Source organism: Streptomyces sp. ISL-66 (assembly GCF_018614135.1).
Classification (GTDB): Bacteria; Actinomycetota; Actinomycetes; order Streptomycetales; family Streptomycetaceae; genus Streptomyces.
The window spans coordinates 1-24,583 of the sequence record NZ_JAGGOW010000078.1 but is presented as its reverse complement, the minus strand read 5'-3'; the positions used below and the strand labels follow the sequence as shown (position 1 = coordinate 24,583).

Annotated in this window: 23 protein-coding genes; 14 read left to right on the top strand and 9 right to left on the bottom strand. The window is 72.0% G+C overall.

Annotation, left to right across the window (positions count from 1 at the left end):
* Positions 1 to 96: 96 nt before the first annotated feature.
* From J7E97_RS16415 to J7E97_RS16390, 6 genes are all read left to right on the top strand, one after another.
* Positions 97 to 1,260 carry an IS30 family transposase gene (locus J7E97_RS16415; RefSeq protein ID WP_374224162.1) on the top strand — a complete coding sequence of 388 codons (1,164 nt, stop codon included), beginning with the start codon at positions 97 to 99 and terminating at the stop codon, positions 1,258 to 1,260.
* 180 nt (positions 1,261 to 1,440) lie between these two features.
* The gene (locus J7E97_RS16410) at positions 1,441 to 3,003 is read left to right on the top strand and encodes a hypothetical protein (RefSeq protein ID WP_215027723.1); all 1,563 of its coding nucleotides are present in this window, start codon (positions 1,441 to 1,443) and stop codon (positions 3,001 to 3,003) included.
* A gap of 125 nt (positions 3,004 to 3,128) precedes the next feature.
* A complete protein-coding gene (locus tag J7E97_RS16405) occupies positions 3,129 to 3,398 on the top strand; it encodes a DUF4229 domain-containing protein (protein ID WP_215027734.1) in 270 nt (89 codons plus the stop codon).
* A 419-nt stretch (positions 3,399 to 3,817) separates the two neighbouring features.
* The gene (locus J7E97_RS16400) at positions 3,818 to 5,191 is read left to right on the top strand and encodes a dicarboxylate/amino acid:cation symporter (protein WP_215027722.1); all 1,374 of its coding nucleotides are present in this window, start codon (positions 3,818 to 3,820) and stop codon (positions 5,189 to 5,191) included.
* A gap of 173 nt (positions 5,192 to 5,364) precedes the next feature.
* Entirely contained in the window at positions 5,365 to 5,643 is a 279-nt protein-coding gene (locus J7E97_RS16395; RefSeq protein ID WP_215027720.1) for a DUF664 domain-containing protein, read from the top strand.
* Positions 5,644 to 5,841: 198 nt separating this feature from the next.
* Complete coding sequence (locus tag J7E97_RS16390) at positions 5,842 to 7,458, top strand: serine/threonine-protein kinase (RefSeq protein WP_215027717.1); 1,617 nt, start codon at positions 5,842 to 5,844, stop codon at positions 7,456 to 7,458.
* Positions 7,459 to 7,543: 85 nt separating this feature from the next.
* Here the strand turns inward: J7E97_RS16390 and J7E97_RS16385 are convergent, their stop codons facing one another.
* Both J7E97_RS16385 and J7E97_RS16380 read right to left on the bottom strand, forming a co-directional pair.
* Positions 7,544 to 7,765 carry a DUF397 domain-containing protein gene (locus tag J7E97_RS16385; protein WP_215027716.1) on the bottom strand — a complete coding sequence of 74 codons (222 nt, stop codon included), beginning with the start codon at positions 7,763 to 7,765 and terminating at the stop codon, positions 7,544 to 7,546.
* On the bottom strand, positions 7,762 to 8,622 hold the full coding sequence (locus J7E97_RS16380) for a helix-turn-helix transcriptional regulator (protein ID WP_215027714.1): 861 nt from the start codon (positions 8,620 to 8,622) through the stop codon (positions 7,762 to 7,764). The genes J7E97_RS16385 and J7E97_RS16380 overlap by 4 nt, the downstream gene beginning before the upstream one ends.
* A 155-nt stretch (positions 8,623 to 8,777) precedes the next feature.
* Here J7E97_RS16380 and J7E97_RS16375 point away from each other — a divergent pair, with 155 nt between their 5' ends.
* From J7E97_RS16375 to J7E97_RS16365, 3 genes are all read left to right on the top strand, one after another.
* On the top strand, positions 8,778 to 9,173 hold the full coding sequence (locus J7E97_RS16375; RefSeq protein ID WP_215027712.1) for an ATP-binding protein: 396 nt from the start codon (positions 8,778 to 8,780) through the stop codon (positions 9,171 to 9,173).
* Positions 9,161 to 9,472, top strand: a complete 312-nt coding sequence (locus J7E97_RS16370; RefSeq protein WP_308346537.1) for a hypothetical protein — start codon at positions 9,161 to 9,163, stop codon at positions 9,470 to 9,472. The genes J7E97_RS16375 and J7E97_RS16370 overlap by 13 nt, the downstream gene beginning before the upstream one ends.
* Before the next feature lie 149 nt (positions 9,473 to 9,621).
* Entirely contained in the window at positions 9,622 to 11,475 is a 1,854-nt protein-coding gene (locus tag J7E97_RS16365; RefSeq protein WP_215027708.1) for a long-chain fatty acid--CoA ligase, read from the top strand.
* A 57-nt stretch (positions 11,476 to 11,532) separates the two neighbouring features.
* Here J7E97_RS16365 and J7E97_RS37015 read toward each other — a convergent pair whose 3' ends face one another.
* From J7E97_RS37015 to J7E97_RS16350, 3 genes are all read right to left on the bottom strand, one after another.
* Positions 11,533 to 13,161, bottom strand: coding sequence for a serine/threonine-protein kinase (locus tag J7E97_RS37015; protein WP_374224161.1), 1,629 nt, complete (start codon positions 13,159 to 13,161; stop codon positions 11,533 to 11,535).
* 144 nt (positions 13,162 to 13,305) lie between these two features.
* Positions 13,306 to 14,520 carry a lipase family protein gene (locus J7E97_RS16355; RefSeq protein ID WP_215027706.1) on the bottom strand — a complete coding sequence of 405 codons (1,215 nt, stop codon included), beginning with the start codon at positions 14,518 to 14,520 and terminating at the stop codon, positions 13,306 to 13,308.
* A gap of 152 nt (positions 14,521 to 14,672) precedes the next feature.
* A complete protein-coding gene (locus J7E97_RS16350; RefSeq protein ID WP_215027704.1) occupies positions 14,673 to 15,689 on the bottom strand; it encodes an AraC family transcriptional regulator in 1,017 nt (338 codons plus the stop codon).
* 118 nt (positions 15,690 to 15,807) lie between these two features.
* Between J7E97_RS16350 and J7E97_RS16345 the strand changes: the two genes are divergently transcribed.
* The 3 genes from J7E97_RS16345 to J7E97_RS16335 all read left to right on the top strand — a co-directional run bounded on the left by J7E97_RS16345 (position 15,808) and on the right by J7E97_RS16335 (position 18,642).
* Complete coding sequence (locus tag J7E97_RS16345; protein ID WP_251054658.1) at positions 15,808 to 17,640, top strand: long-chain fatty acid--CoA ligase; 1,833 nt, start codon at positions 15,808 to 15,810, stop codon at positions 17,638 to 17,640.
* Between the two features lie 148 nt (positions 17,641 to 17,788).
* Complete coding sequence (locus J7E97_RS16340; protein ID WP_251054657.1) at positions 17,789 to 18,310, top strand: DUF6232 family protein; 522 nt, start codon at positions 17,789 to 17,791, stop codon at positions 18,308 to 18,310.
* Positions 18,310 to 18,642: a hypothetical protein gene (locus tag J7E97_RS16335; RefSeq protein ID WP_215027702.1), complete on the top strand. Its 333-nt coding sequence runs from the start codon at positions 18,310 to 18,312 to the stop codon at positions 18,640 to 18,642. Before J7E97_RS16340 ends, J7E97_RS16335 begins: the two co-directional genes overlap by 1 nt.
* Before the next feature lie 44 nt (positions 18,643 to 18,686).
* Here the strand turns inward: J7E97_RS16335 and J7E97_RS16330 are convergent, their stop codons facing one another.
* A complete protein-coding gene (locus J7E97_RS16330) occupies positions 18,687 to 18,992 on the bottom strand; it encodes a DUF397 domain-containing protein (protein WP_215027700.1) in 306 nt (101 codons plus the stop codon).
* Positions 18,989 to 19,858, bottom strand: a complete 870-nt coding sequence (locus J7E97_RS16325; protein ID WP_215027698.1) for a helix-turn-helix transcriptional regulator — start codon at positions 19,856 to 19,858, stop codon at positions 18,989 to 18,991. The genes J7E97_RS16330 and J7E97_RS16325 overlap by 4 nt, the downstream gene beginning before the upstream one ends.
* Before the next feature lie 159 nt (positions 19,859 to 20,017).
* On the opposite strand from J7E97_RS16325, the gene J7E97_RS16320 reads away from it, so the two are divergent.
* The gene (locus tag J7E97_RS16320; protein ID WP_308346533.1) at positions 20,018 to 20,470 is read left to right on the top strand and encodes an ATP-binding protein; all 453 of its coding nucleotides are present in this window, start codon (positions 20,018 to 20,020) and stop codon (positions 20,468 to 20,470) included.
* A 276-nt stretch (positions 20,471 to 20,746) separates the two neighbouring features.
* Positions 20,747 to 22,513, top strand: coding sequence for a hypothetical protein (locus J7E97_RS16315; RefSeq protein ID WP_308346532.1), 1,767 nt, complete (start codon positions 20,747 to 20,749; stop codon positions 22,511 to 22,513).
* Between the two features lie 177 nt (positions 22,514 to 22,690).
* Here J7E97_RS16315 and J7E97_RS16310 read toward each other — a convergent pair whose 3' ends face one another.
* Both J7E97_RS16310 and J7E97_RS16305 read right to left on the bottom strand, forming a co-directional pair.
* Positions 22,691 to 23,527: an alpha/beta fold hydrolase gene (locus tag J7E97_RS16310; protein WP_215027696.1), complete on the bottom strand. Its 837-nt coding sequence runs from the start codon at positions 23,525 to 23,527 to the stop codon at positions 22,691 to 22,693.
* On the bottom strand, positions 23,524 to 24,117 hold the full coding sequence (locus J7E97_RS16305; RefSeq protein WP_215027694.1) for a TetR/AcrR family transcriptional regulator: 594 nt from the start codon (positions 24,115 to 24,117) through the stop codon (positions 23,524 to 23,526). The genes J7E97_RS16310 and J7E97_RS16305 overlap by 4 nt, the downstream gene beginning before the upstream one ends.
* Positions 24,118 to 24,583 lie beyond the last annotated feature (466 nt).

Genomic DNA, 24,583 nt, shown 5'->3' with positions numbered 1-24,583 from the left:
CTTGGGTTCTAGGAGTCGTTGCAACACCCCAGCTCAAGGGGTGGCATGGACTTCGAGATCCGTGAGGACCGGCAGCCGCAGGGACGTAAGAAGCTCATGCGTGAGCGGGAGGCATACTTCCGGCTCATGCAGCAGGGCGTGAGCAATACGGAAGCGTGCCGGATCGTCGGGATCAACCGGCGGACCGGGAAGCGCTGGCGCTACGGACGCGGCTCGTCCGGCAGCAACAAGGCGGCTCCACCGATCAACACGGTGGAGCCGCCTTCCGTGCCGTCCCGGTACCTGTCCGAGGCCGAGCGGATCCACATCGCGGACCGGCTGCGGGAGAAGGCCACGGTCCGCGAGATCGCTGCGGAGCTGGGCCGCAGTCCGTCCACGATCAGCCGTGAGGTCCGGCGCAACCAGCACTCCGGAAGCGGGGCCTACCGCCCTCACGCGGCCCAGGCCCGCGCGGATGCCCGCCGTCCCCGCCCCAAGCCCCGCAAGATCAACCAGAACCCGGAACTCAGGGCCGCCGTCCAGGCGATGCTGGACGAGAAGTGGAGTCCGGAGCAGATATGCCACGCTCTGCGGGCACAGTTCCCCGACCGGCCGGAGATGCACGTGGTCCACGAGACCGTCTACCAGGCGCTCTACGTCCAAGGCAGAGGCCAGTTGCGACGTGAGCTCGCCGGCGCCCTGCGCTCCGGCCGTGCCCGCCGCAGGCCCCAGAGGCAGGCCAACTGCCGCCAGCCGCGCTTCACCACCCCGATGGTGATGATCAGCGAACGGCCCGCCGAGGCCGAGGACCGGGCGGTGCCCGGCCACTGGGAGGGCGACCTGATCATCGGCAAGGACGGGAAGTCCGCGATCGGCACCCTGGTCGAACGCGCGACCCGCTACGTGATGCTCCTGCACCTGCCGGGCGACCACGGCGCCGAGGCCGTCTTTACCGCCTTGACCACCACCGTCCAGACCCTGCCCGCACACCTCACGCGGTCCCTGACCTGGGACCAGGGCAGCGAGATGGCCCGGCACGCGGAGTTCACCCTGGCCACCGACATCCCGGTCTACTTCTGCGACCCCGCCAGCCCCTGGCAGCGCGGCTCAAACGAGAACACGAACGGCCTGCTGCGGCAGTACTTCCCCAAGGGCACCGACCTGTCCGCCCACAGCCCCGAGCACCTGGCCGCCGTCGCCGACCAGCTCAACCGCCGACCACGCAAAACGCTCGACTGGGAAACCCCAGCCGAGCGCCTGCATAAACTGCTCGCGGCCTGATCAACACGACCACGTGTTGCGACGACCCCTAGAAACCGCCCCGACGAGGGGGCCGGGGCCTTTCGCGTGCTCGGACGCCGTCCGCGCGATCGGGGGCATCGAGGCGATCCGCCTCGGCCGCCGCGGCGCCCCGCTGCACGACCAGTAGGCTTCGCCGGTTGACGTTTGGGGGAGGCCGGGGTGGGAGTTACGGGATCGGTTCAGCGCTGGGACCAGCGGGCCGTGGCGCTGGTGCGGCTGAAGGGGACTTCGGCCGACTTCGAGCTGTTCGAGGCGGAGGTGCGGGGCCGGGACTGGCGGCTGCTGAACCGGTGCGAATCGCCGGCGCCCGCGCTCCACGGGGAGGGCCACTGCCACTACACGGTCGAGGTCCGGTTCCTCGGATCGGCGATCCGGGCGTCCACCGCCGCCCGGGAGCACCTGGAAGTGGTCTCCGACCGCTTGGTGCTCGACCTCGTCGTCGAGGCGGTGCAGTGCGTCGAACGAGACCCGGTGGACCTGCCCGTCTGGTACGCGTACGACCCCCTGCCGAGCGGTGCGGCACCGACGGGATCGCGGACGGAGCGGTGGCGCGCCCGGACGCTGGCCTGGTCCGCCCTCACCTTGGGGAGCCGGGACACGGGTCGTCAGGTGCGGGCCGGGAGCGAGGCGGACGCCCTCGCTCTCGCGGCCCGTTCGCTGCCCGGGGTGGCCCCGGCGCCCGCGGCAGTGGCCGTCCGCCGTTCCATGAACGTGGAACCGCCGCCACCGCCCGGAGCCTGGCCCCTGCGGCGCCGGCCCATGCGGAGGCTGGCCATGATGCGGTTCCCGGCCCTGGTCGGTCTCGTCTGCGGGGCGTGGGTGGCCGGGTTGTGGGGCGCGGGGCCGCTGTGGTCCGTGGTACCCCCGCTGCCCTTCCTCCTCGCGGCCGTGGCGGCGGCGTTCATGATCGCGCGGTGGGCGATGCCGGAGGTCTCCGGGGCGCAGCTCGTGGCGGCGGGGTTCGCCGGTCCCCTGCTGGCGGCGGCCTTCGGCGCCTTCGCGGTGGTGACGGCCCCCGACAAGCGCGTCGGCTTCGGCGTCGTGGTGGTCGGGATCGCCCTCGGCTACCTGGTGCTGACGGGGGTGTGGCTCTGGGTGCGCCAGTCGCGGTGGGGGCTGACCCTGCCGTGGCTCCTTCCCGCGCTCCTGGCCTTCCTGCCCGGTCTGCTGCCCGGTCTCGGGCTGTCGCTGCCAGCCCTCTACCTCGACGCCTTCGGCATCGATCTGGAGGACGTCGACGTCCCGGCGGCGATGCGACTGCTGGCGACGCTCAAGCTGCTGGCCGCCTCGCTGATCTGGCTCATGGCCCCGGCGATCCTCGGCTACCTGCGCCACACCCACCGCATGATCACCGGCAGTTGGGTCGGCTACTCCGCCGTCGCCTTCGTGAGCGTCTACGCGCTGATGGCCGGGGTGCTGGGCCTGGCGATCATGTCGGCCTCGGCCGCCGGGAAGAGCGCCGTCGCCGCGGCCGCCGCGGGGCGGACCCCGGGCCACTACTACGGGATCAAGCCCGAGTGGTTCTGCGTCCACCCCGTCAGGGACGTGGCCCAGGTCCCCACCGACGGCGGGACGCTGGATCCCGTACGCCCCTACCTCTCGCTCGGCGATGCGGGCGGGACGGCCGTCCTGTGGGATCCGCGTGAGAAGGCCGCGCTGAAGGTTCCGCTGTCCGCGCTGCGGCTTGTGCCCGCAGATGCCCCCCGCCAGCCGTGCGCGTGACCCCGGCGTGCTTCACTGGACGGGCACCAGCCGACGTACGGCCGCGTGCGACCGCGTACGACCACGACGAGAGAGCAGGGGTCACCGTGTCCCTCAAGCCGAGCGCGACGATCCGTTACACCGCGATGCGTCTGGGGATCTTCGTCGGGTGCCTCGTCCTCGTCGCGGGTCTGGTGCGGCTGGGCTGGGTGCCCGCCGGTCTCGGGGACGCCAATCCCGCCTGGGTCGTGCTGCTCGCCCTCGTGCTGTCCGCCCCGCTCTCCTTCGTGCTGCTGCGCAAGCAGCGCGACGAGATGTCCGCGACCATCACCGGACGCGTCGCGGGTGCGAAGCAGAAGCTGGCCGCCAGCCGCAGCCAGGAGGACGCGGCCGACGACGCCACCCGCGTGGCCTGACCGCCGGCCGGTTAGCTTCCTCACACACCGAAGCGCCCCCGAACCGCCCCAGCTACGGGTTTACCGCCCGTCACGCTGGGGCTTTCGCGTTTTCCGGTCCCGGGTGCCGGGGTCTGCGGGGCTCCGCCGGAACCTGTGGTCAAAGAATGACTTTGAGATTCCCAAAGAAGAAGTGTTAGCGTGTTCATCATGTTGACCGCAGCTGCGCACCAGATGACCACGAGCGTTCCGCTCGTGGCGCGCCTGCACGTCGACCTCTGCCGCCGCGTGTCCGCGGCCTGTTGCTGTTGTCGCTGAGTCCCGCGACCAGCCCCTGGCACAGCAGCGGTCCCGCCCGCCCGGCTCCTCGTGTTTCCGGGTGCAGCCGCACCGCACCACCCCCCCCACCGCAGATCCGCAGAACCACCCGGAGAGTGCCCGTGTCCGCGTCCCCGCAGACCCCTGCCGCCAAGGCCCCGGCCGAGGCCCCCGCCCGGCAGAAGTCCTCGTTCAGATTCCCCTTCTGGGCCCAGATCGTCACCGGCCTCGTGCTCGGTGTCCTGCTCGGCTGGGTTTCCCGCAGCCAGGACGTCAGCTGGCTCGGCACCACGCTCGAGCAGATCGGCGACATCTTCGTCCAGCTGCTGAAGCTGGCCGTCGCCCCGCTCGTCTTCTTCGCGATCCTGGTGTCGATCACCAACCTGCGGAAGGTGAACAACGCCGCGCGGCTCGCCTCGCGCACGCTGCTCTGGTTCATGATCACGTCGCTGATCGCGGTCGCCATCGGCCTCGGCATCGGCCTGCTCACCAACCCCGGCTCCGGCACCGGCCTCACCCCGCAGGACGGCAAGCTGCCGAAGCGCCACGGGTCCTGGCTGGACTTCCTGACCGGCATCGTGCCGAAGGACATCATCACGCCGTTCACCGAGCTGAACGTCCTGCAGATCGTCTTCCTCGCCGCCGTCGCCGGTATCGCCGCCCTCCAGCTCGGCAGCAAGGCGCAGCCGGTGCTGAAACTCGCCGAGTCCGTGCTGGAGTTGCTCCAGAAGGCCCTGTGGTGGGTCATCCGCCTCGCCCCGCTCGGCACCGTCGGCCTCATCGGCACCGCGATCGCCACGTACGGCTGGGACCTGCTCGGCAAGTACGCGACCTTCACCGTCGACGTCTACGTCGGCTCCGCGCTCGTGATGTTCGGCGTCTACCCGCTGCTGCTCTGGACCGTCGCCAAGGTCAACCCGCTGCAGTTCTTCAAGGGCGCCTGGCCCGCCATCCAGCTGGCCTTCGTCTCCCGCTCCTCGGTCGGCACCATGCCGCTCACCCAGAAGGTCACCGAGCGCCTCGGCGTTCCGAAGGAGTACGCCTCCTTCGCCGTGCCGTTCGGCGCGACGACCAAGATGGACGGCTGCGCCGCGATCTACCCGGCGCTCGCCGCGATCTTCATCGCGCAGATCTTCGACGTGCAGCTCGGCATCACCGACTACCTGCTGATCGCCTTCGTCTCGGTCGTCGGCTCGGCCGCCACGGCCGGTCTGACCGGCGCCACGGTGATGCTGACCCTGACCCTCTCCACGCTGGGCCTCCCGCTGGAGGGCGTGGGCCTGCTGATGGCGATCGACCCGATCCTCGACATGATGCGCACCGCCACCAACGTGGCCGGCCAGGCGCTGGTCCCGGTCATCGTCGCGGCCCGCGAGGGAATCCTGGACAAGGTGGCCTACGCGACCGCCTCCTCCTCCCCGCTGGACGAGGCCCCGCAGGCCCAGGCCGAGGCCCCGGCCGCCGCGGAGCCCGCGAAGGTCCCGGTCGGCGTCTGACGACACCGCCCGCGCCACCCACCCACCGCAGCCCCCGCCCCCGTCCGGGCGGGGGCTGCGGTGCTGTTTAGACCGGCTGTACGCGTCCCCGGGCGACCGCGCCGATGAACCGGCGGGACGGCGTACCTACGGGAGTTTGAGACCACGAGCAGCCCATGGCAGGGTCATGCCGCTTGATCGATGCATTCGCGAAGGACAACCTGCACGGAAGACTGCGGCGGGACCGCGAGGCGCTGCTCTGGAAGCTCGACGGCCTGTCCGAATACGACGCCGACCATGTCCTCGGCGAGTCCATCCGGCATGCCGGGCACGCCGACATCCTGCGCGAGGGCCTCGACGGCCGGACCGGGCTGCGCGCCGAACACGAGAAGCAGATCGACGAGGAAGCCAGCGCAGCCTACTGCGCGAAGATCGAGCGGGCCGCCAGGTCGGCCGCACCGATCAAGGCTTAGAAGCGTCCGGTCCCGCCGGGGACCACGGCGGCGCCGACCGGGCCTGTTTTTCGGAGAGGGGCGGTCGTGGAGTCGGGGAGCGGCTCTACAGTGCAGTGCAGTGCAGTGCAGTGCAGTGCAGTGCAGTGCAGTGCAGTGCAGTGCAGCGCATCGCTTCGTACGGATTGCGCCGAGGCCGGGCGAGTTGGGGGTACGGGAGTGGACGGCACGACCTTGGCCGGCCGGTACGAGCTGACCGGGCTGATCGGCTCCGGCGGGATGGGCGAGGTGTGGCGCGGCCGGGACCTGAGCCTGGAGCGGGACGTGGCGGTGAAGGTCATCGCCCGGCCCTCCGACGACAAGCTCGCCCTGCGGCTGCGCGCGGAGGCGAAGGCCGCGGCGGCCCTCTGGGACCCGCACGTGGTGGCCGTCCACGACTTCGGTGAGACCGTCATCGACCAACGCACCGTCGTCTACCTGGTGATGGAACTCGTCGACGGCCGTCCGCTCGGGGAGCGGGGCGGCCGGGCCTCGGTCGCGGATGTGGTGGACTGGGGAACACAGATCTGCCGGGGATTACAGGCGGCCCACGCCGCCGGGATCGTGCACCGGGACATCAAGCCGGCCAACATCCTGCTGACCACGGCGGGCCGGATCAAGATCTGTGACTTCGGGATCGCCCGCCAGGCGGGGGTCCAGGGCCTGACCACCGCGGGCTCCGTCACCGGCACCCCCGCGTACATGTCGCCCGAGCAGGCGCGCGGAGCGGAGACGGACGCGCGCAGCGACCTGTACGGGCTCGGGTGCGTGCTCTACCAACTGCTGACCGGACACCCGCCGTTCAGCGGCACGGGCTGGGAGATCCTCGCCCAGCACGCGCACCAGCGGCCGGTTTCGGTGCGGGGCCTGCGCCACGACGTACCGGTCGCGCTCGATCTGGTGATCCTGAGCCTGCTGAGCAAGGACCCCGCGGACCGTCCCCCCAACGCCCACGAGACCGCGGAGCGATTGCGGGGCGGGACCTGGCAGGGCACGATCGATCCCGAGCGGTGGGCGGCGGAGTGGCGCGAGGTCCGGCCGCGGCCCGCGCCGCGGCCCGCGCCGAAGCCCCCCGCGCCGAAGCCCCCCGCGCCGAAGCCCACGCTGCAGCAGCCCGTGCCGGATCCCGTACCGAGGCCCGTGCCGAGGCCCGTCGGCCCGAGGCGCACGCCCGCTCCGGCGGCCGCATCGCCCTCCGGGGCCGCGCGGTCCCCGAAGCCGGCCAACGCGCCGCAGAACAGCATCTCGGCCAAGGCGAACTGGACGGCCTTCGTCCTGTCCGCGAGCTCGGTCGGCGGGCAGTTGGCCGGCTTCGGCGCGCTGAACTGGTTCTGGGCCGTCGTCGTGGGCACGGCCGTCGGGGGCCTGCTCTGCTTCAGTCTCTATTTTGTGATCGACGGGGACCGGCTCTCACCGTTCTCGGTTCTGGTCGCGCTGGTGACCTCCGGGGCGATCCTGACCGCACTGATTCTGGCCCCGCACGTGCCGTGGTGGAAGGCGGTCGTCGCCGGCCTCGGCGCGGCTCCGGTCATGATGGTCGCCGCGGCCTACCTGCACCGGCTGATCTCCTCCCTGACCCGCGCGAAGGAGGTCCCCTTCGTCGCCAACGACGTGGCGATGATCAACGGAGTGCTCACGTCCTGGCTGCTGCTCGCCTCGACGAAGGCCTCGCTGCTGCTGGCGCTGGGCGCCGGTGCCGGCTACTGGCTGGGGGGTGCCGTCATGCTGGGTGCGTTCATGCCGCGGAGCTTCTTCAGGATCACACTGCCCGGCGGCGGCGGGGCCTTGCGGAAGTGAAGACGAGCCCGAGCGGGAGGCCCAGGACCCAGGGCAGACAGCCCTGGTCCTCCGGCAGGTCGGCGTTCTCGCGGCGGTACACCGACTACGGGGTCACGGTCTCCACGTGGGCCGTGAACCCGGCCCAGGCGTGCGGGCCGAAGGTGAGGTGGGCACGTGCGGTGTCCTTGGAGTCCCGGACCAGGATGGCGTTCGGGGTGTTGGCCACCTCTACGCAGTCGTTGCCGTTGCTGCTGTCGCTGTAGCTGCTCTTGAACCAGGCGACCTCAACGCAGTCGTTGATGTCCAGCTCGGGGTGGTGGATCATGTTTCTCCCAGCAGTTCCTCGATGAAGGCCCTCGACTCCCGGGGCGTGAGCGCCTGAGCTCGGATGATGCCATAGCGCAGCTCAAGGATTCGGAGCTGCTTGGGATCGGAAACCGGGCGCCCGTAGAAAACCCCGTCTGCCCGGCCCACAGCCGAACCGTCGCCGAACTTGAGCAGTTGGATCAGGCCTTCCATCCCGGCGTGGTCCTCACGGTTGGTCGGCATCACCTGGAACTCGACGTTCGGCAACTGGATGACCTCCAAGAGGTGTTCGAGCTGTCGGCGCAGCACCATTGTGCCTCCGATTGGACGGCGGAGTGTGACCTCTTCCTGGACGAAACCGAGGGCTGGGCCAGGGGATCGCTGGAAGATCGACTGGCGTGCCATGCGGCCGGAGACCATCCGCTCCATCTCGTCCGAGGAGTAGGCGGGGCGCAGGGTACGAAGCAGTGCCCGCGCGTATTCCTCCGTCTGCAATAGGCCATGGATGTTGTGGTTGTTGTAGGCGCCGATCTCGACGGCCTTGGCTTCCCTCTTCTTCAGGTCGCGGATCTTCTTCGGGTAGCGGACCTGCTCCAAGTCCGCCTTCATCGCGGAGATTTTGCCGCCCGCGTTCAGGACGCTGTCCGCCCTGTCCAGGTACTCGGGGCGGGCGATCCGCTTGCCCGCCTCGACCTTGCGGACCTGGTCCTCCCCGTACTGGATGGCCGCCCCGAATTCCGCCGCTCGCATCCCGGCGGCCTCCCGCCAGGCCTTGAGTTGGCGGCCCAGCGCGGCCACCACCGCCGCGCCCTGTTCGTCCTCCGGGTCGACGTCCCAGCCCGGTTCTTCCGTACCGTCACTGCTGTCCACGCTCATGCGCGCCCACTTCCGACGAGCCGATGTCCTCAGCGCCCCGTACCCCTCGTGCCCGTCCGGACAGCCCTGACAGGGCCGGACAAGCTCCGGACAAACGCGGGACGTACGGGCGGTGTCGCTTCCCACGGTACGCACGTGTGGCCACGCTGAGTGACGTGATTCCTCAACTCGTCGACTTCCACGTCCAGCTGTCCGCCACCCCGCGCGGGGCCCGGCTCGGCCGCATGCTCGCCGTCGAGCAACTGCGCTCCTGGGGCCTGCCTTTCGAGGTACCCGCGCTGATCATCGCCGAGCTGTCCGCCAACGCCGTGACCCATGGGAAGGTTCCCGGGCGGGACTTCCGGCTCACCCTCACCGTCATCCCCGACACCCTCTGTATCGAGGTGATGGACACCCGGGGTGACCGGATCCCGAGGATCCACGACGCGGGGCGGGGGCTCGTACTGGTCGAAGCGCTCGCGGACCGTTGGGGCGTAAGGGAAGGGCCCGCTCCCTGCAAGGTGGTGTGGGCGGAGGTCTCGCTCGCCGCTACGGGCCCGTGGTCACCGTGAACGGCGGCCAGGGCAACGTCGGCATCAACTACGGCACGGTCGGCGCAGCCGCCCAGGACGACGAGCTCCGAGCCGCCGTCGCGGACCTCACCCGCCTCCTGGGGGAGCTGCGCGTACACCTCACCGCGGACCAGGCCCGGACCGTCGAGGAGGTCCTGCCCGAACTCACCCCGGACCGCGCCGCCCTGCGCGAGCGCGGTCTCGTACTGGCCCGCGTGGCACAGATCGCGGCTGCCGTCGGCGCGGTGGGCCAGCCGGCGGCGGAGGCGGTGGGGCGGCTCCTCGAACTCATCGGCTAGCGGGGCCAGGGATCGAGCCGAGGGGCGCGGCGGCCTCGCGGGGATGGCGTGGAGGGTGCGTGAAAGACGGTGGCCGGGGGTGTTCAGGGGCGGTTACCGCCAAGTAGATTACCGGCGGTAACACTCCGTCCGAGCGAGGAGAGCGCGCCGTGGATGTCCAGCCGAAACTGGTGGAGCCCGTCAAGACCGTCGTCGACGGAGTGGTGCGCGAGGTCGCCGTTCCCCCGCTCGCCGCGATGCCGGTGGCCGGGTCCCTCGGGGACATCCCCTTCGACAACGCCCGGGAAGCACCCGGCGAGGCGGTCCTCGCCCGCAAGGAGCGCGACGGGAGCTGGCGGGACGTGAGCGCGGCCGAGTTCGCCGCCGAAGTCCTCGCCGTCGCCAAGGGATTGATCGCCGAGGGGCTGCGGCCCGGCGACCGGCTGGCCATCATGGCGAGGACCACGTACGAGTGGACCCTGCTGGACTTCGCCGGCTGGGCGGCCGGGCTGGTCACCGTACCGGTCTACCCGACCTCCTCCGCGATCCAGGCGCGCTGGATCCTCCAGGACTCCGGCGCCGTGGCCTGCGCCGTCGAGGACACGGCGCAGGCGCGGATCATCAGCGCGGAACGGGCCGCCCTGCCGTGGCTGCGGCACCTGTGGGAGTTCGACACGGGCGCGGTCGCCCGGTTGGTCAAGGCCGGCGAGCACGTGCCCGACGACGTCGTGCGCGACCGGCGGGCCGGGTGCGCGCCGGAGTCCGTCGCGACCCTGATCTACACCTCCGGCACGACCGGGCAGCCCAAGGGGTGCGTGCTGACCCACGCCAACTTCTTCGCAGAGGTGGACAATTCGGTGGAGCTGCTGCACCCCGTCTTCAAGTCCGTCAGCAAGGACCCGGCCTCGACCCTGCTCTTCCTCCCGCTGTCGCACGTCTTCGGGCGGATGGTGGCCGTCGGCTGCATGCGGGCGCGGGTGAAGGTCGGCCACGCGCCGAGCATCCGCGGCGAGGACCTGCTCGCAGACCTGGCCGGCTTCCGGCCGACGTTCCTGCTGGCGATCCCGTACGTCCTGGAGAAGGTCTACAACACCGCGCGGGCCACCGCCGAGAAGATGGGCCGGGCGTCCTCCTTCGACCGGGCCGCGCGGATCGCGCAGCGGTTCGGCGAGGTCGCCCCGGGCGAGCGGCCGGGGATCGGGCTGCGGGCGGCGCGGGCGCTGTACGACCCGCTCGTGTACCGGCGGATCCGGGCGGCGCTGGGCGGGCGCGTGCGGTACGTCCTGAGCGGCGGCTCCCCGCTGGGGCGGCGCCTCGCCGCGTTCTACACGGGCGCGGGCATCGAGGTCTTCGAGGGCTACGGGCTCACGGAGACGACCGCCGCCGCGACCCTCACTCCGCCGCTGCGGCCCAGGCTGGGCACGGTGGGGTGGCCGCTGCCGGGCACGGCGGTGCGGATCGCGGACGACGGGGAGGTGCTGTTGCGCGGGCCGCACGTGTTCGCCGGGTACTGGAACGGCCCGTCGGCGGGCGGGGACCAGTGGCTGGCCACGGGGGACATCGGGGAGCTCGACGCGGACGGGTACCTGACCATCACCGGGCGGAAGAAGGACCTGATCATCACCTCGGGCGGCAAGAACGTCGCGCCCGCGCCCCTGGAGGACCGGCTACGGGCCCACCCGCTGGTCGGCCAGTGCATGGTCATCGGGGACGACCGGCCGTACGTGGCCGCGCTGATCACCCTGGAACCGGAGGGGCTCCAGCACTGGCGGCAGATGCGGAAGAAGGTGGGCGTGCCGATCGGGGAGCTGGTCGGTGACGAGGAACTGCGGGCGGACCTCCAGCGGGCGGTGGACGACGCGAACCGCCTGGTGTCGCGGGCGGAGTCGATCCGGCGGTTCGCGGTGCTGCCGGGGGAGTTCACGGAGGCGCGGGGTCATCTGACCCCGTCCCTCAAACTCCGCCGGGGCGCGATCGCGCGGGACCACGAGCGGGAGATCGAGCGGTTGTACCGCCGCCCGTGACGCAGACGCAGCGGTACGTGCTGCTGCCCCGCCGATGACTGAGCCGTACGGTTCGGCTCAGATGATCGGCTTGCGTATGTCGTCTCGGATCTTGCGGGTCTCCGTGGCCGCCAGTTCGAGGGACGAGGTCGCGGGGTAGAACGAGACACTGCCCGCGGTGTTCTCATCGGCCCAGGCGCACCGGGTGTTGAAGTGATCGTCCGACATGACGACCATGTCGCAGCTGAACTCGAGGTCCGAGCCGGGGAAGCGGAATTCCCGGCGCGGCTCGCTGACCTTCTTCGTGCCCGCCATGCTCATGTACGCGTCACGGCGTTCCTGCGGGTTCTTGAGCCGACCGAACACGACGGAGGCTTCGACCCCCCGGAACGTCGACGTCGAGCTCCCGTAGTAGGAGGCGGAAAGGTAGGTCGTGCCCTCGGCGCCGTCGTCCTCATGAACGGCGGGTGGAAGGGTCTGGCTCTTCTGGACGTACGTGCCCCCCATCATCGAGGTCGGCAGGATGAGCATGTGCTTGGCCTCGGGCAACGGTTCGCTCGGGCGGCGTTTGGACGGCTCGTACATGGCGTAACCCGCCGCGCCGACCACGAGCAGGACGCCGGCCACGCCGGCGGCGATGAGCCCCGTGCGCGTCCGCCCCGGCCGCGCGGGCGCCGGTACCCGGTCCCGGGGCTCGGAGCGCTGGACGGCGGCCGTGACGGTCGCGGCGCTCTCGACGGCCGCCATGGCCGGTAGGCCCGGTTCGGCCGGTCCGCCGCCCGGTTCGGCCGGTTCGGCCGGTACGGAAAAGGTCGGCGGGTGCGGAGGCGGGTCCATGGCAGGGGCAGGGGCAGGGGCAGGGGCGGCGGGTGCAGGGGAAGGGGCAGGAGCCGTGTCCGGCGCCGCCTCCGGTACGAACAGGTCCAACAGCCCCGGCGGCGTAGGCCGCTGCCCCGGCTCCTTCGCCAGGCAGGCGGCGACGATGGGGCGTAGGCCCTCCGGCAGGGCGGACAGGTTCGCTTCCTCGTGGACCGACCGGTACATCAGCGCCATCGGAGTACCCTCCCCGAAGGCACGGCCCCCGGCCGCCGCCACCAGCACGGCCCCCAGCGCGAACACGTCCGCCGCAGCGCCGACTTCGAGTCCCTGGGCCTGTTCGGGGGCGAGGAAGCCCGGCGTCCCGAAGGCCGATCCGGTGGAGGTGAGCCGCGTCGACTCCAGCGCGCGGGCGATGCCGAAGTCGAGGACCCGGGGCCCGTCGTCGGCCATGATGATGTTGCCGGGCTTGAGGTCGCGGTGGATCAGCCCACAGGCGTGGATGGCCTGCAACGCCTCCGCCAGGGCCGCGCCCAGCAGACGCAGTTGCCGCTCGTCCATCGGGCCGCGCTCGTCGAGCAGCCCCGACAGCGTCGGCCCCGGGATGTACGCGGTGGCCAGCCAGGGCGTCTCCGCGTCCGGGTCGGCGTCGACGACCGGCGCCGTGTGGAAGCCGCCGACCCTGCGGGCTGCCTCGACCTCGGCCCGGAACCGCGCGCGGAAGTGCGGATCGGCGGCCAACTCGGGCCTGGCCACCTTGACGGCCACGGTGCGCCCGCCACGGGACCGGGCCAGGTACACCGTCCCCATGCCGCCCGCGCCCAGTTCCCGCTCCAAGGCGTACCCGCCGATGCGCATCGGCAGGTTCCCGCCCTGCGACCCCAGCCCCATGTATGGCACGCTCCCCCGTTGAGACGTCGCGTGCGAGTATCCCCGACCACTCCCATCCCCCGCTCGCACTGTGGCGTGCGTCATACGAGCGTCAGGGGATGAGCGGCGGTGCGAGCTCCCACCGCTCCGTCCCCCCCGCCCGCGTCAGCAGTTGGGGTGCGTGGTGCGTCCCGCGAAGCGGTCCGCGAGCCAGTTGCCGACCTCCAGCGAGTGCGTGATCACGCCGCCGACGTGCTCGCCGATCCAGATGGTGTCGAATTCGACGTTCGCGCCCTTCGCGCACCAGTCGGAGCGCAGCTGCCGCCCGACGGCGTACGGGATGAGCTCGTCGCCGAGCGCGTGGTACTGGTACACGGGCGCGGCCGGGGCGGTACGCCCGAGCTTGCTCTGGCCCAGGCGGGCCTGCCAGTCGGGCTGCGCGAGCGGGTCGCGGGTGGTGAGGTCGGAGATCCGCTTGAAGGAGCCGGCGATGGCGTCGATGGCGACGCAGCTCTCCTTCATGCCGTTGACCAGGAGCTTTCCGGCGGGGTTGAGGTAGGAGTCGAGCTTGAGCTCCGGGAAGGCCGCGTCCTGGCCGGCGGCGGCCATGAAGATGAGGCCGGAGCCGTAGGAGCCGTTGTTGAAGTCGGCCACCTCCAGCAGGTCGCCCGGGACCCCGCCCGTCGCGGTGCCCTTGACCTTCAACTCCGGTGCGTACGAGCCCTGTAGTTCGGCGGCCCAGCTGCTGGCCTGGCCGCCCTGGGAGTAGCCCATGATGCCGACCGGGGTGTCGGCGGAGAGCCCGGCCTCGGGGAGGCGGATGGCCGCGCGGGCGGCGTCGAGGACGGCGTGCCCGGCGGAGGGGCCGACGGTGTAGGTGTGCACGCCGGGGGTGCCGAGGCCCTCGTAGTCGGTGACGACCACGGCCCAGCCGCGCAGGGTGAGTTGCTGGATGAGGTTGGCCTCCATGGCCGTCCCGTTGGGGAGGTTGTTGCTCGGTGCGCAGGAGTCGCCCATGCCGACGGTGCCGACGGCGTACGTGATGAGGGGGCGGGGGCCGGTGCGGCCGTCCTGCGGGACGATGACGGTGCCGGAGACGACGTTGGGTGCGCCGTCGGCGGTCGTCGAGTTGTAGTGGATCTTCCAGGCCTTGGTGCCGGTGGGCTGGCCGGGGAGCGGGTGGAACGCGGACGGGGCGGTGCTCACGATGTCGCCCGGGCGGGTGGACGCGCCGGCCGGGCCGGACCCGTCCGCGCGGGCGGTGGTGGCGGGGACGACGGCCGAGAGGGCCAGGGCGGCCACGGCGGCGAGGGTGGTGCGGGCGCTCACGCGGGCGGTCACGCGGGCGCTCACGCGGCGTTCGGAGCTTCGGATGGGCATGGGGAGGCTCTCCCAAGGGGTCCGGTGGGGGTGGGCAGGTGAGGAGAAGGTAGTGACCGACCGGTAGGAACGTCGCTGACCGCGCAGCTCACCTTTCCTGACCCGGCGCCTCATTCACCCCGTCGGACCCCTCCTCGCCGCCCCGAAAGGGCCTAGCCCCCCGACGCGATCCGGTACGCCCCCGGCGTCGTGCCCGTCCAGCGCCGGAACGCACGGTGGAAGGCGGTGTCCTCCGAGAAGCCCAGGCGGGCCGCGAGTTCCGCGATCGGCTCGGCGCTCTCCGCCAACCCCGCGATCGCGGCGTCCCGCCGGACGTGGTCCTTCAGTTCCTGGAAGGACGTGCCCTCCTCCCGCAGCCGCCGCCGCAGCGTCGCCGGCGACACCGCGAGACGGCCCGCCACCTCTCCGAGCTCCGGCAGCCGCGGCGAGTTCCGCAGCTGCCGCGTCAGGTTCCGGCGGACCTGCTCCGCGACCGTGGTCCCGTACTCCGGCCGCGAGAGCAGGTCGAAGGGGGCCCGGCGCAGCATCGCGTCGAGCGCCGGCTCGTCGCGCACCAGCGGCGCGTCCAGCCAGTGCGCGTCGAAGCCGACGGCGGCGCCCGTGACCCGCTCGCCGAAGCGGACCGGGCAGCCGAAGAGGATCTCGTACTCCGCCTCGTGCGGCGGCGCCGGATAGGCGAAGGAGGCGTACGCGAGGGGGATCCGCCGCCCGATCAGCCAGCTGCTCAGGCGGTGCCAGATGGCGAGCACGCACTCGGTGAGGAAGCGCTCCTCGTCGCGCGCGAAGTCGTTCCGGACGGTGAACCGCGCCTGCGGGCCCTCGAGTTCGAGCGCGAGCTCCGGGCCGCCCGGGAACAGGCCGTAGAACGCCGCGGACCGCTCCACCGCCCCGCCCAGGTCGCGGCAGCCCAGCGAGGCGTAGCACATCATCGCGAAGGTCCCGGGGCGGCTGGGGACGCCGGACAGGCCCAGGAACTCGTCCTGCGTGGCCCGGTACAGCGCCCGGAACAGCCGGGCGAACTGCGCGGGCGTGACGCGCGCCCGGTCGTCGCCGAGCAGCAGCGGCGGGATCTGGGCCTCCTGTAGCAGCGGCACGGTGTCCAGGCCGCCGCGCCGCGCGCCCGCGAGCACGGCGCGCACGTGGTGCACGGTGACGGTCCGCCTCCCCATGAGGGTGACGGTAGCGGCATTGAGCGCTGGGGTCAGCGGGGGTGACGCTTCCGGTCATGCCGCGCACGGCGCTCCGGTGCCTAGCGTCATCGGTAGACCCGAGGGGGAGGCGAGCCCGATGAGCGCGACGAGCAGGACGAGCGCGACGAGCAGGACGAGCGCGATGGACGAGGCCGTGCGGCCACGGACGCTGGCGGTCTTCACGGAGTGGACGGGCGAGCGGTACGCGACGGAGACCGCACTGCGCCACAAGAGGGGAGCCGGGGTCGGGGCCGAGGCCGGGCCCGACCGGCCCGGCCCCGAGACCGGGGGCAGTGACTGGGTGACCGTCTCGTACGGGGAACTGCGCGCCCGCGTACGGGAGTCGGGGCGCGCGCTGCTCGGCCTGGGCGTGGCCGCCGGGGACCGGGTCGCGGTGCTCGCGGAGACCCGCCCGGAGTGGACGTACACCCACTTCGGGGTCCTGGCGGCGGGGGCCGTGCTGGTGCCCGTGTACCCGACGGCGGGGGAGGAGGAGCTCGCCTGGGTGCTGTCGGACTCCGCGGCGGTGGTGGCGGTCTGCGACGACGCGGCGCAGGCGGCCCGCGTGGAGGCGCTGCGGGGCGAGCTGCCCGCGCTGCGCGCGGTGGTGGTGATGGACGGGCTCCGTTCCCTGGCCGGGGCCGTCCCGGAGGCCGAACTCCTCGCGCGGGCCGCCTCGGTGGCCCCGGAGGACGATGCCTCGATCGTCTACACCTCGGGCACCACCGGGCTCCCGAAGGGCTGCCGGCTCACGCACGGCAACCTGGGTGCGATCCAGGACGCGACGCTCCCGCTGATCAAGGGCGGCCCGGGGGACTCCACGTACCTCTACCTGCCCCTCGCCCACCTGCTCGCCCAGCTGATCCAGTTCACCACCCTCCTGGAGGGCGGCGAGCTCTGCTACTTCGGCGGCCGGATCGAGGACGTCATCGGCGAGCTCGCCGAGGCCCGGCCGACCCATCTGCCGTCCGTGCCGCGCCTGTTCGAGAAGCTGCACTCGGTGGTCCTGTCCCTCGCGGAGGCCCGGGAGGGCGGCGCGGAGAGCTTCGCCGAAGCCGTCCGCCTCGGGGTCCTGGCCGCGGAGGGCCGGCTGCCGACGGAGTCCCGCGAGGCGTACGAGGCGGCCGAGAAGTCCCTGTACTCCCTGGTCAGGGGCGCCTTCGGGGGCCGCCTGAAGTGGGCGCTGACGGGCGGGGCGCCGATCGCCCCGGCGACCCTGGACTTCCTGCGGGCCTGCGGGATCCCGGTCTTCGAGGGCTACGGGATGACGGAATCGGCCGGGGTCATCAGCCTCAACCACCCGGCCGGGGTCCGGTACGGCTCGGTGGGCCGGCCGATCGCGGGGTGCGAGGTCCGCATCGCGCGGGACGGCGAGGTGCTGGCCCGGGGTCCGATGATCTTCCCGGGGTACCACGGCGACGAGGCCGCGACGACGCGGACGCTGGACGCGGAGGGCTGGCTCCACACGGGCGACCTGGGGGAGCTGGACGGCGACGGCTACCTCTCCATCACCGGCCGCAAGAAGGAGCTGATCATCACCTCGGCGGGCAAGAACATCACCCCCACCGAGCTGGAGTTCGCGATCCAGCGCTCCCGCTACGTCTCCCGCGCGGTCATGATCGGCGACCGCCGCCCCCACCCGGTGGCGCTGATCACCCTGGACGCCGAGGAGATCGCCGCCTGGGCGGCGCGCGAGTCGGTGACCCTGGACCCGGCGGGCCCCGGCGACCATCCGGCGGTACGGGCCCTCGTGGAGGAAGCCGTCGCAGCGGCCAACGCCACGGTCTCCCGCCCGGCCCGAGTCCGCGCCTTCCGCATCCTCCCGGAGGAGTTCACGGTCGAGGCCGGCACCCTCACCCCGACGTTGAAACTGCGCCGCCGGGCGGTGGCGGAGCGGTACGCGGGGGAGATCGAAGAGCTCTACGGATGACGCGACGCGCGTGACCCGCGTGACGCACTGTCAAGCGGAATGGAAAGTTGATCTTCACTAAGTATAAAACGTCCAATCTCTACGTGGCCGATCACAATCGCCCTACACTTCGAGCCGTCAACGCCACAAAGAGCCAGGGGGGCGACATATGGCTGACGGAAATGCGACGGTCCAAGTCCGCGTGCAAGAGGGTGTGCTGTGGATCCAAGGTGAGGCCTATCCGCTGCGCAACATCTCCCACGTCGGGCAGCGCGTATTGGAGGTCGACAAGGGAGCGGCCTGGAAACAGTTCATTCGCCGGGCCCTGCTCTGCATCGTCCTCGGCGCGATCGCGGTGGCCATCTTCGGGAACCTCGCCGGGATCCTGGCGGTCGTCGTCTTCGGACTGCTGGTCTGGCAGCTCGTCAAGACGATCAGCAGGCCCCCGGTCTACGGCCTGGTCCTCAACACGTCCGGCATCCAGCGCGATGCCGTGTGGTCCCTGGACCACCAGGAGATCGAAACCCTCGTCTTCGAGATCACGAAGGCCATCGGCCGCCCCGACTCGGGCCCGGTGACCATCAACATCAAGGAAGCCGTCGTGGGCGACCAGATCAAGATGTACGGAGCCGGGGCCATCGGCGTGGCCCAGCACAGCGGTTCGGGAGACATCAGGGGAGGTGGCCGATGATGGCCGGCGACCACATCTCGATACACGGGGCCGGCGGTATCGGCAAGGCCTCGCACACGGGCTCCGGGGACATCGTGGCCGGAGGCAAATACGCCGGAGGGGCGACGCCGGACGCATCGGCCGTCGAAAAGCTCCTCGAAGAAGTCCGGGCGATGAGGCAGCACCTGGACGAAAGCGACCGGGCGGAGGTGGACGAGGCGGTCGCGGAAATCCAGGCGAATCCCTCTCAGGAGAGGTTCGGCAAACTCCTCCGGACGTTCTCCGGAATTGCGACGGTCATCGGAGAAGCCGGAGTCCCCGTCATCGCCGCCATCAAGGCGCTGCTGGGCTGAACGGAAGCGGAAGGAAGGGGGCCACGGCTCGTGGCCCCCTCGTCCTACGCCCGCGCGACCCCACCGAGGAACGCGGCCCAGGCCCCGGGCGCGATGGCCAGCTGGGGGCCGGCCGGGACCTTGGAGTCCCGGATGTGGACGGCGTCCGCACATCCGGCCACCTCGACGCACTGGCCGCCTTCGCCGCCGCTGTAGCTCGACTTGCTCCAGTCGAAGCCGACTTCGAGGCACTCGCCGCCCTCGCCGCTGCTGTAGCTCGACTTGCGCCAGTCGAAGGCGACTTCAAGGCACTGGCCGCCCTCGCCGCTGCTGTAGCTGCTCTTGAACCAAGCCAGGTCCGTGATGTTCATGGTGCTCCCAGCATTTTCTCGATCAAGGTCAGGGACTCGTCCGGGGTGAGCGCCTGTGCCCGGATGATCCCATAGCGCTCGGCGTAGATCCGTACCTGTTCGGGATCGGTGACCAGGTTGGGGCGACCGTAGTTCTCGGTGTAGGCGATCTGCTGGCGACCCTTGGGGTGGAGAAGACTGAACGAGCCGTCCATGGCGGCGTGTTCGCCCCTGCTGAACGGCATCACCTGGAGTTCCACCGTGCGGAGCCGTCCGATCTCTAGGAACCGGCACAACTGGTCTTCGTGGACGGCGGCTCCGCCTACCACGCGCATCAACACGCTCTCGTCGAGGACGAAGCTGAAGGTGGGGGAGGGCCACCGTTCGAAGATTTGCTGGCGCGCCAGCCGGTCGGCCAAACGCTTCTCGATCGTCGCCTCGTCCAGCAGCGGGCGGCGTTTCGCGAAGACGGCACGAGCGTGCCCCTCCGTCTGGAGGAGGCCCATCACGCCCTGGTAGCTGTAGTCGTGGATCGCGTTGGCACCGGCCTCCGCCTGCGCGTAGTCGCGGAACCAGTCCGGATGCCGGGTCCGCGCCCGCTTCAGCGCCTCCCTCACGTCCGGGATCGCCGCGATCAGTACCCCACCCGCGCCCAGCGCCCGGTCCACGTTCTCCAGGAAGTCCGGCTGCGGTGTCCGTACGCCCCGCTCGATGGAGGACACCAGGTCCTCGCCCACGTGCACGAGCCCGGCGAGTTCCTTCTGCTGAAGGCCCGCCCGCTCCCGTAGCACCTTGATGATCTTGCCCAGTGCCTTGAAGAGGTAGGCCGTGCCGTCGGCCTCCACGGGCCGTTCCGGCTCTTCCTCGCGCTCCGACAGGTCGTTCATCGCTCTTCCCCTATGCCTTGCCGGCGGGTGCTGGTCGCGGCGGCGGGCCTCCGCCTCGGCCGTACGAGCCGTACGCGCGACCAGCGCCGGCCCTACGGGGATCGCCCGTAGCGCCGCCGTACCTGGAAAGCGTACGGCGGACCGGACACGCTCGGTGAGGTGACGACCGAATTCAGTGACATGGCACACGAGGCCCCCGGCCTCGTCGAGCCCTCCGAGTGCCGACTGCTCCTCTCCGCCACCCCGCGCGGTGCCCGGCTCGCCCGCCGGCTCGCCGGGGTGCAGCTGGCCGCCTGGGGGATCCCGCACGGCTGCGCCCTCGCCGAGGACGTGGAGCTCGTGGTCGGGGAGCTGGCCGCGAACGCCGTCCTGCACGGGCGGGTCCCCGGGCGGGACTTCGAGATCCGACTCGCCTACGACGGCCTGCGGGTCCGGGTGGAGGTGAGCGACGCCCGGGGGGACAAGGCGCCGCCGGACGCGCTGCCCAGCGTCGACCCGTGGTCGGCGGAGGACGGGCGCGGGCTGGTGCTCGTACAGGCGGTGGCGCGGGAGTGGGGCGTCGCCCCGCGCGGTCCGGGCGGGCCGGGGAAGACGGTGTGGGCCCGGTTGTGACAATGACCCACAGAGCGGTCAACACGGTCCATTGGGGCCATGGGGGCGATTGGGGCAGGGAGTTGAGGCCCTGGTTCATTACGGGCCACGGGACCGGTGAAGTCGAGACGAATGGTGTGCCATATCTGGTGGGGGGATGGCGAGTCGTGCCGCGCGACCTGGTAGACAGTTACCATCCACGGCCCGACCGGTCGTACAGGCACTCGTACGCGTACCTGGATGTGCAACGTTTTACGGCGGCCCCACTTCGGCCGCCTTGGGGGGATTTGCCGCGCTGTGAAGCCACTGAAGCCACTTCACCGTCACCTGGTCAACACCTCGCGCAAAGTCATGTGCACGGCCGCCCTCGCGGCCAGCCTGACCACCGCCGCGGTCGTGACCAACTCGCCGATCGCGGGCGCGGGGGAGGCCGAGCCGACTCCGGACAGCCCCCAGGCCGAAGACCGCGGTGACGCCCGCCTCGACCTGCCCGACCTGCTCGCGGACCCGCCCCCGCCGCCCGGCGCGGCCAGCCCCGAAGGGGCGCTCAGCGGCATACCCGCGACCGCCCTCGACGCGTACAGGCGTGCCGAGGCGTCGGTGGCCGCCGCCCTCCCCGGCTGCCACCTGCCCTGGCAGCTGCTGGCGGGCATAGGCCGGACCGAGTCCGTGCACGCCTCCGGCTACGGGCTCAAGGCGGACGGGTACACCGAGAAGCCGATCCGCGGGCCGCGCCTGGACGGCAACGGCTTCGCCGAGATCCGGGACACCGACAAGGGCGAATGGGACGCGGACGCGGTGTACGACCGCGCGGTCGGCCCGATGCAGTTCATCCCCTCCACCTGGTCGACGTGGGGCGCCGACGGCAACGGTGACGCCAAGCGCGACCCGAACAACATCTACGACGCGACCCTGGGCGCCGGCCTCTACCTGTGCGCGGGCGGCCGGAACCTCTCCGACGCGGCGCACCTCGACAAGGCGATCCTCAGCTACAACAACTCGCGCGAGTACGTCAACACCGTGCTCGGCTACATGCGGCAGTACCAGGCCGGGGACGGCGTCGTCGGCGTCCCGAACCCGCCGGCCGCCAACTACCCCACCCCGAACCCGCCGGTCCTGCCGACGCCGCCCGCGTCCAGGCCCCCGGCGTCCAGGCCCCCGGTGACCCCGCCGCCCGTCACCCCGCCCGTCACCCCTCCGGTGACGACGCCGCCCGTGACGACGCCGCCGGTCACCCCGCCGCCGGTGACGCCTCCGGCCGCCGCGCACCTGGACCGCCTGGAGGCGGTCGGCGCCACCGAGCTCAAGGCCGAGGCGGGCACCGCCTTCGCGCGGGCCCCGCAGGTCAAGGCGGTGCTCAGCGACGGCAAGCCGGCCGCCGATCAGACCGTGGTGCTCTCGGTCGACGAGGACGGCACCGACGGGACCGTGTTCACGGCCGACGGCAAGAACTTCGCGGTGGTCCACACCGACGCGAACGGCCTGGCGGCCGCCCCCGCGCTGAAGGCGGGAGCCAAGGCGGGCACGTTCGTCCTGCGCGCGACCGGCTACGACTCCTCGCGCGAGGTCACCGTGCGGTTCACGGGCACGGTCACCCCGGCGAAGCCCGCCCCGGCCCCGGAGGCGGACCTGCTGGCGCGCAGCGACGCGGACGCGGCGAAGCCGCTGGAAGCGGTGGCCGGAGCCAAGATCACGGGTGTCGAGTTCCTCGCGACGGCCAAGGGCGCCCCGGTCGCCGGAGCGAAGGCCACGGCCGGCATCGGCACGACGGACAACGACGGCAAGTGGGTCCCGGCGGACCCGGCGACGGCGGGCACGACGCCGTACTTCGTGGACGCCGACGGCAGGAAGCTCACGGAGCTGGCACTCGCCCCCACGACCGCGGACGGCAAGATCACCCTCCCGGCCCTCTCCACGACGGGCACGACCCCGGGCACGTACACCCTCCGGATCCGCATCTCGGACAAGGTGCTCCTCGACGTGAAGATCACCATCACCCCGGCCAAGCCGGCCACGACCCCGCCGGCCACCACGCCGCCGGCCACGCCCGCCAAGGAGTCCTGACCTTCGGCGTGGCCGGTGACCACACCGGCCACGCCACACCGGGCACGCCGCGCTGGCCACGCCGCGCCGGCCGCGAAGCCAGGGCCGCGAAGCCAGGGCCGCGAAGCCAGGGCCGCGAAGCCAGGGCCGCGAAGCCAGGGCCGCGAAGCCAGGGCCCCGAAGTCCGGGGCAATGCCCCTAGGCCCGGAAGGCCTTCCGGAGGAGTTCGCCGAACTCGGCGGGGTGCGTGGTCAGGCCCGTGTGCCCGCCGGGGAAGTGCAGGGGTTCCGTACCGAGTAGCTCGGCCAGGAAGGCGGCCGCACGGTAGGGCAGTTCGCCGTGCGAGTCCTGGCCGCAGGCGAGCACGAGCCTGTCCGACAGCGCCTCCAGCCGGTGGACGTCCGGGGCGTAGGACATGAAGCTCGGCACGATGCGCCCGACGAAGTAGGGCAGATCCGCCATCGTCCGCTCCGCCCGCGCCGCCGCCTGCGGCGGAAGCTCCGTCCGGGCCTGCGGCTCGGCGACGTCGCCGCCCTTCCTCAGCCCCGCGGCGAACACGGCCAACGCCGGCACGACCCCCTCCGCGTGGAAGGTCTCCCGCACGCGCGCGATGAGCGCGCGGTGTTCGGACGCGTCCGGCAGTACCTCCACCACCGGCGGCTCGTGTGCCACGAGGCGTTCGACGCGCTCGGGGTGGCAGGCGAGCAGGTGCAGGGCCGCGATCGCGCCCGAGCTGGAGCCGAACACCCGGGCGGGCTCGCCGGGCGACAGGAGATCCAGCATCCGCAAGGCGTCGTCCGCGTGTTCGGCCACTCGCTGCTCGGCTTCGGGGTCGTCCAGCGGGCTCCGGGACATGCCGCGCGGATCGTAGGTCGCGACCGTGTATTCGGCGGCCAGGTCGTCGGCGACGCCGTCGAAGGAGGCCGCGCCGCCGGTCCCTCCGGGGATCAGCAGCAGGAGCGGGCCCCGGCCGCGCACTTCGTAGTGCAGGGTCGTGCCGCTCACGCGCAGGCTGCGAACCGTCGGGTCGGTCATGCGGAGTCTCCTTCTCGGGACGGGGGCCAGTGCTCCAGGAGGGTGTGCAGGGCGTCGAGGGCGCGGACCCAGGAGTCCCGCGGCGAACGCTCGTGTCCGAACCCGCCCGATGCCTCCAGGGCGACGAACCCGTGGAACGTGCTGCGCAACAGCCGGACCGCGTCGGTCAGGTCGGGCTCGGCCAGTCCGTAGCCGCGCAGCATGCCGTAGGTCAGCTCGACGGCGCGCCGCGGTCCGGGTGCCTCCGCGGCCAGTTCGGGGTCGATGCGGATCCGGGTCTGCGTCGCCGCGTAGCGGCCCGGGTGCTGGTGGGCGTACTCCCGCCAGGCGTCGGCGAACGCGATCAGCGCGTCCTTCCCCGCCAGACCGGCGGTCGCTTCCGCGATGCGGACGGTCTTCTCGTCCGCCGCCAGCAGCGCGATCCGTCCGCGAAGGTCTTCCAGGCCGCGGACGTGCCCGTAGAGGCTCGCGTCCTTCACGCCGAGCCGGCGTGCCAGCCGGGCCATGCTCACCTGATCGAGCCCGACCTCGTCCGCGAGCTCGGCGCCCGCGACCGTCACCCGCTCCGCCGTCAGCCCCGCGCGCGCCATGCGCCCTCCCGATCCTAGGATCCCTAGTTTTAACCTAGGCCCCCTAGGAAGGCAAGCGGCAGCGGAGCCCGATCCACCGCCGCGCTCGCCTCCTGAGGCTCCGCCCCAGACCCCGCGCCTCAAACGCCGGCGGGGCTGAATTCAGCCCGGTGCCGCTGGGGTCCGCCTGGGCCCGCCAGGGGGCGACGACTCCTGGGGCTCCGCCCCAGACCCCGCGCCTCAAACGCCGGCGGGGCTGAATTCAGCCCGGTGCCGCTGGGGTCCGCCTGGGCCCGCCAGGGGGCGACGACTCCTGGGGCTCCGCCCCAGACCCCGCGCCTCAAACCCGGCGGGGCTGAATTCAGCCCGGTCCCGCCGGGAAACGAGGGGGGAGGGGGCTGCCGGGGCCGTCGGGGAGCGACGGGGGCCGGGGTCGACGACCCCGGCCCCCCGGCAGTCGCCCCCGGCTACCCCGAAGCGCCCCCGC

Excerpts from the sequence above, each read along its gene's own strand:
- J7E97_RS16405 (WP_215027734.1), top strand. The coding sequence starts at position 3,129 with ATGCGTCTGGGGATCTTCGTCGGGTGCCTCGTCCTCGTCGCGGGTCTG.
- J7E97_RS16305 (WP_215027694.1), bottom strand. The coding sequence starts at position 24,117 with ATGGCGCGCGCGGGGCTGACGGCGGAGCGGGTGACGGTCGCGGGCGCC.
- J7E97_RS16325 (WP_215027698.1), bottom strand. The coding sequence starts at position 19,858 with ATGAACGACCTGTCGGAGCGCGAGGAAGAGCCGGAACGGCCCGTGGAG.
- J7E97_RS16380 (WP_215027714.1), bottom strand. The coding sequence starts at position 8,622 with ATGAGCGTGGACAGCAGTGACGGTACGGAAGAACCGGGCTGGGACGTC.
- J7E97_RS16415 (WP_374224162.1), top strand. The coding sequence starts at position 97 with ATGCGTGAGCGGGAGGCATACTTCCGGCTCATGCAGCAGGGCGTGAGC.
- J7E97_RS37015 (WP_374224161.1), bottom strand. The coding sequence starts at position 13,161 with ATGGGGCTGGGGTCGCAGGGCGGGAACCTGCCGATGCGCATCGGCGGG.
- J7E97_RS16355 (WP_215027706.1), bottom strand. The coding sequence starts at position 14,520 with ATGCCCATCCGAAGCTCCGAACGCCGCGTGAGCGCCCGCGTGACCGCC.
- J7E97_RS16310 (WP_215027696.1), bottom strand. The coding sequence starts at position 23,527 with ATGACCGACCCGACGGTTCGCAGCCTGCGCGTGAGCGGCACGACCCTG.
- J7E97_RS16335 (WP_215027702.1), top strand. The coding sequence starts at position 18,310 with ATGGCCGGCGACCACATCTCGATACACGGGGCCGGCGGTATCGGCAAG.
- J7E97_RS16350 (WP_215027704.1), bottom strand. The coding sequence starts at position 15,689 with ATGGGGAGGCGGACCGTCACCGTGCACCACGTGCGCGCCGTGCTCGCG.
- J7E97_RS16330 (WP_215027700.1), bottom strand. The coding sequence starts at position 18,992 with ATGAACATCACGGACCTGGCTTGGTTCAAGAGCAGCTACAGCAGCGGC.
- J7E97_RS16385 (WP_215027716.1), bottom strand. The coding sequence starts at position 7,765 with ATGATCCACCACCCCGAGCTGGACATCAACGACTGCGTTGAGGTCGCC.
- J7E97_RS16340 (WP_251054657.1), top strand. The coding sequence starts at position 17,789 with ATGGCTGACGGAAATGCGACGGTCCAAGTCCGCGTGCAAGAGGGTGTG.
- J7E97_RS16345 (WP_251054658.1), top strand. The coding sequence starts at position 15,808 with ATGAGCGCGACGAGCAGGACGAGCGCGACGAGCAGGACGAGCGCGATG.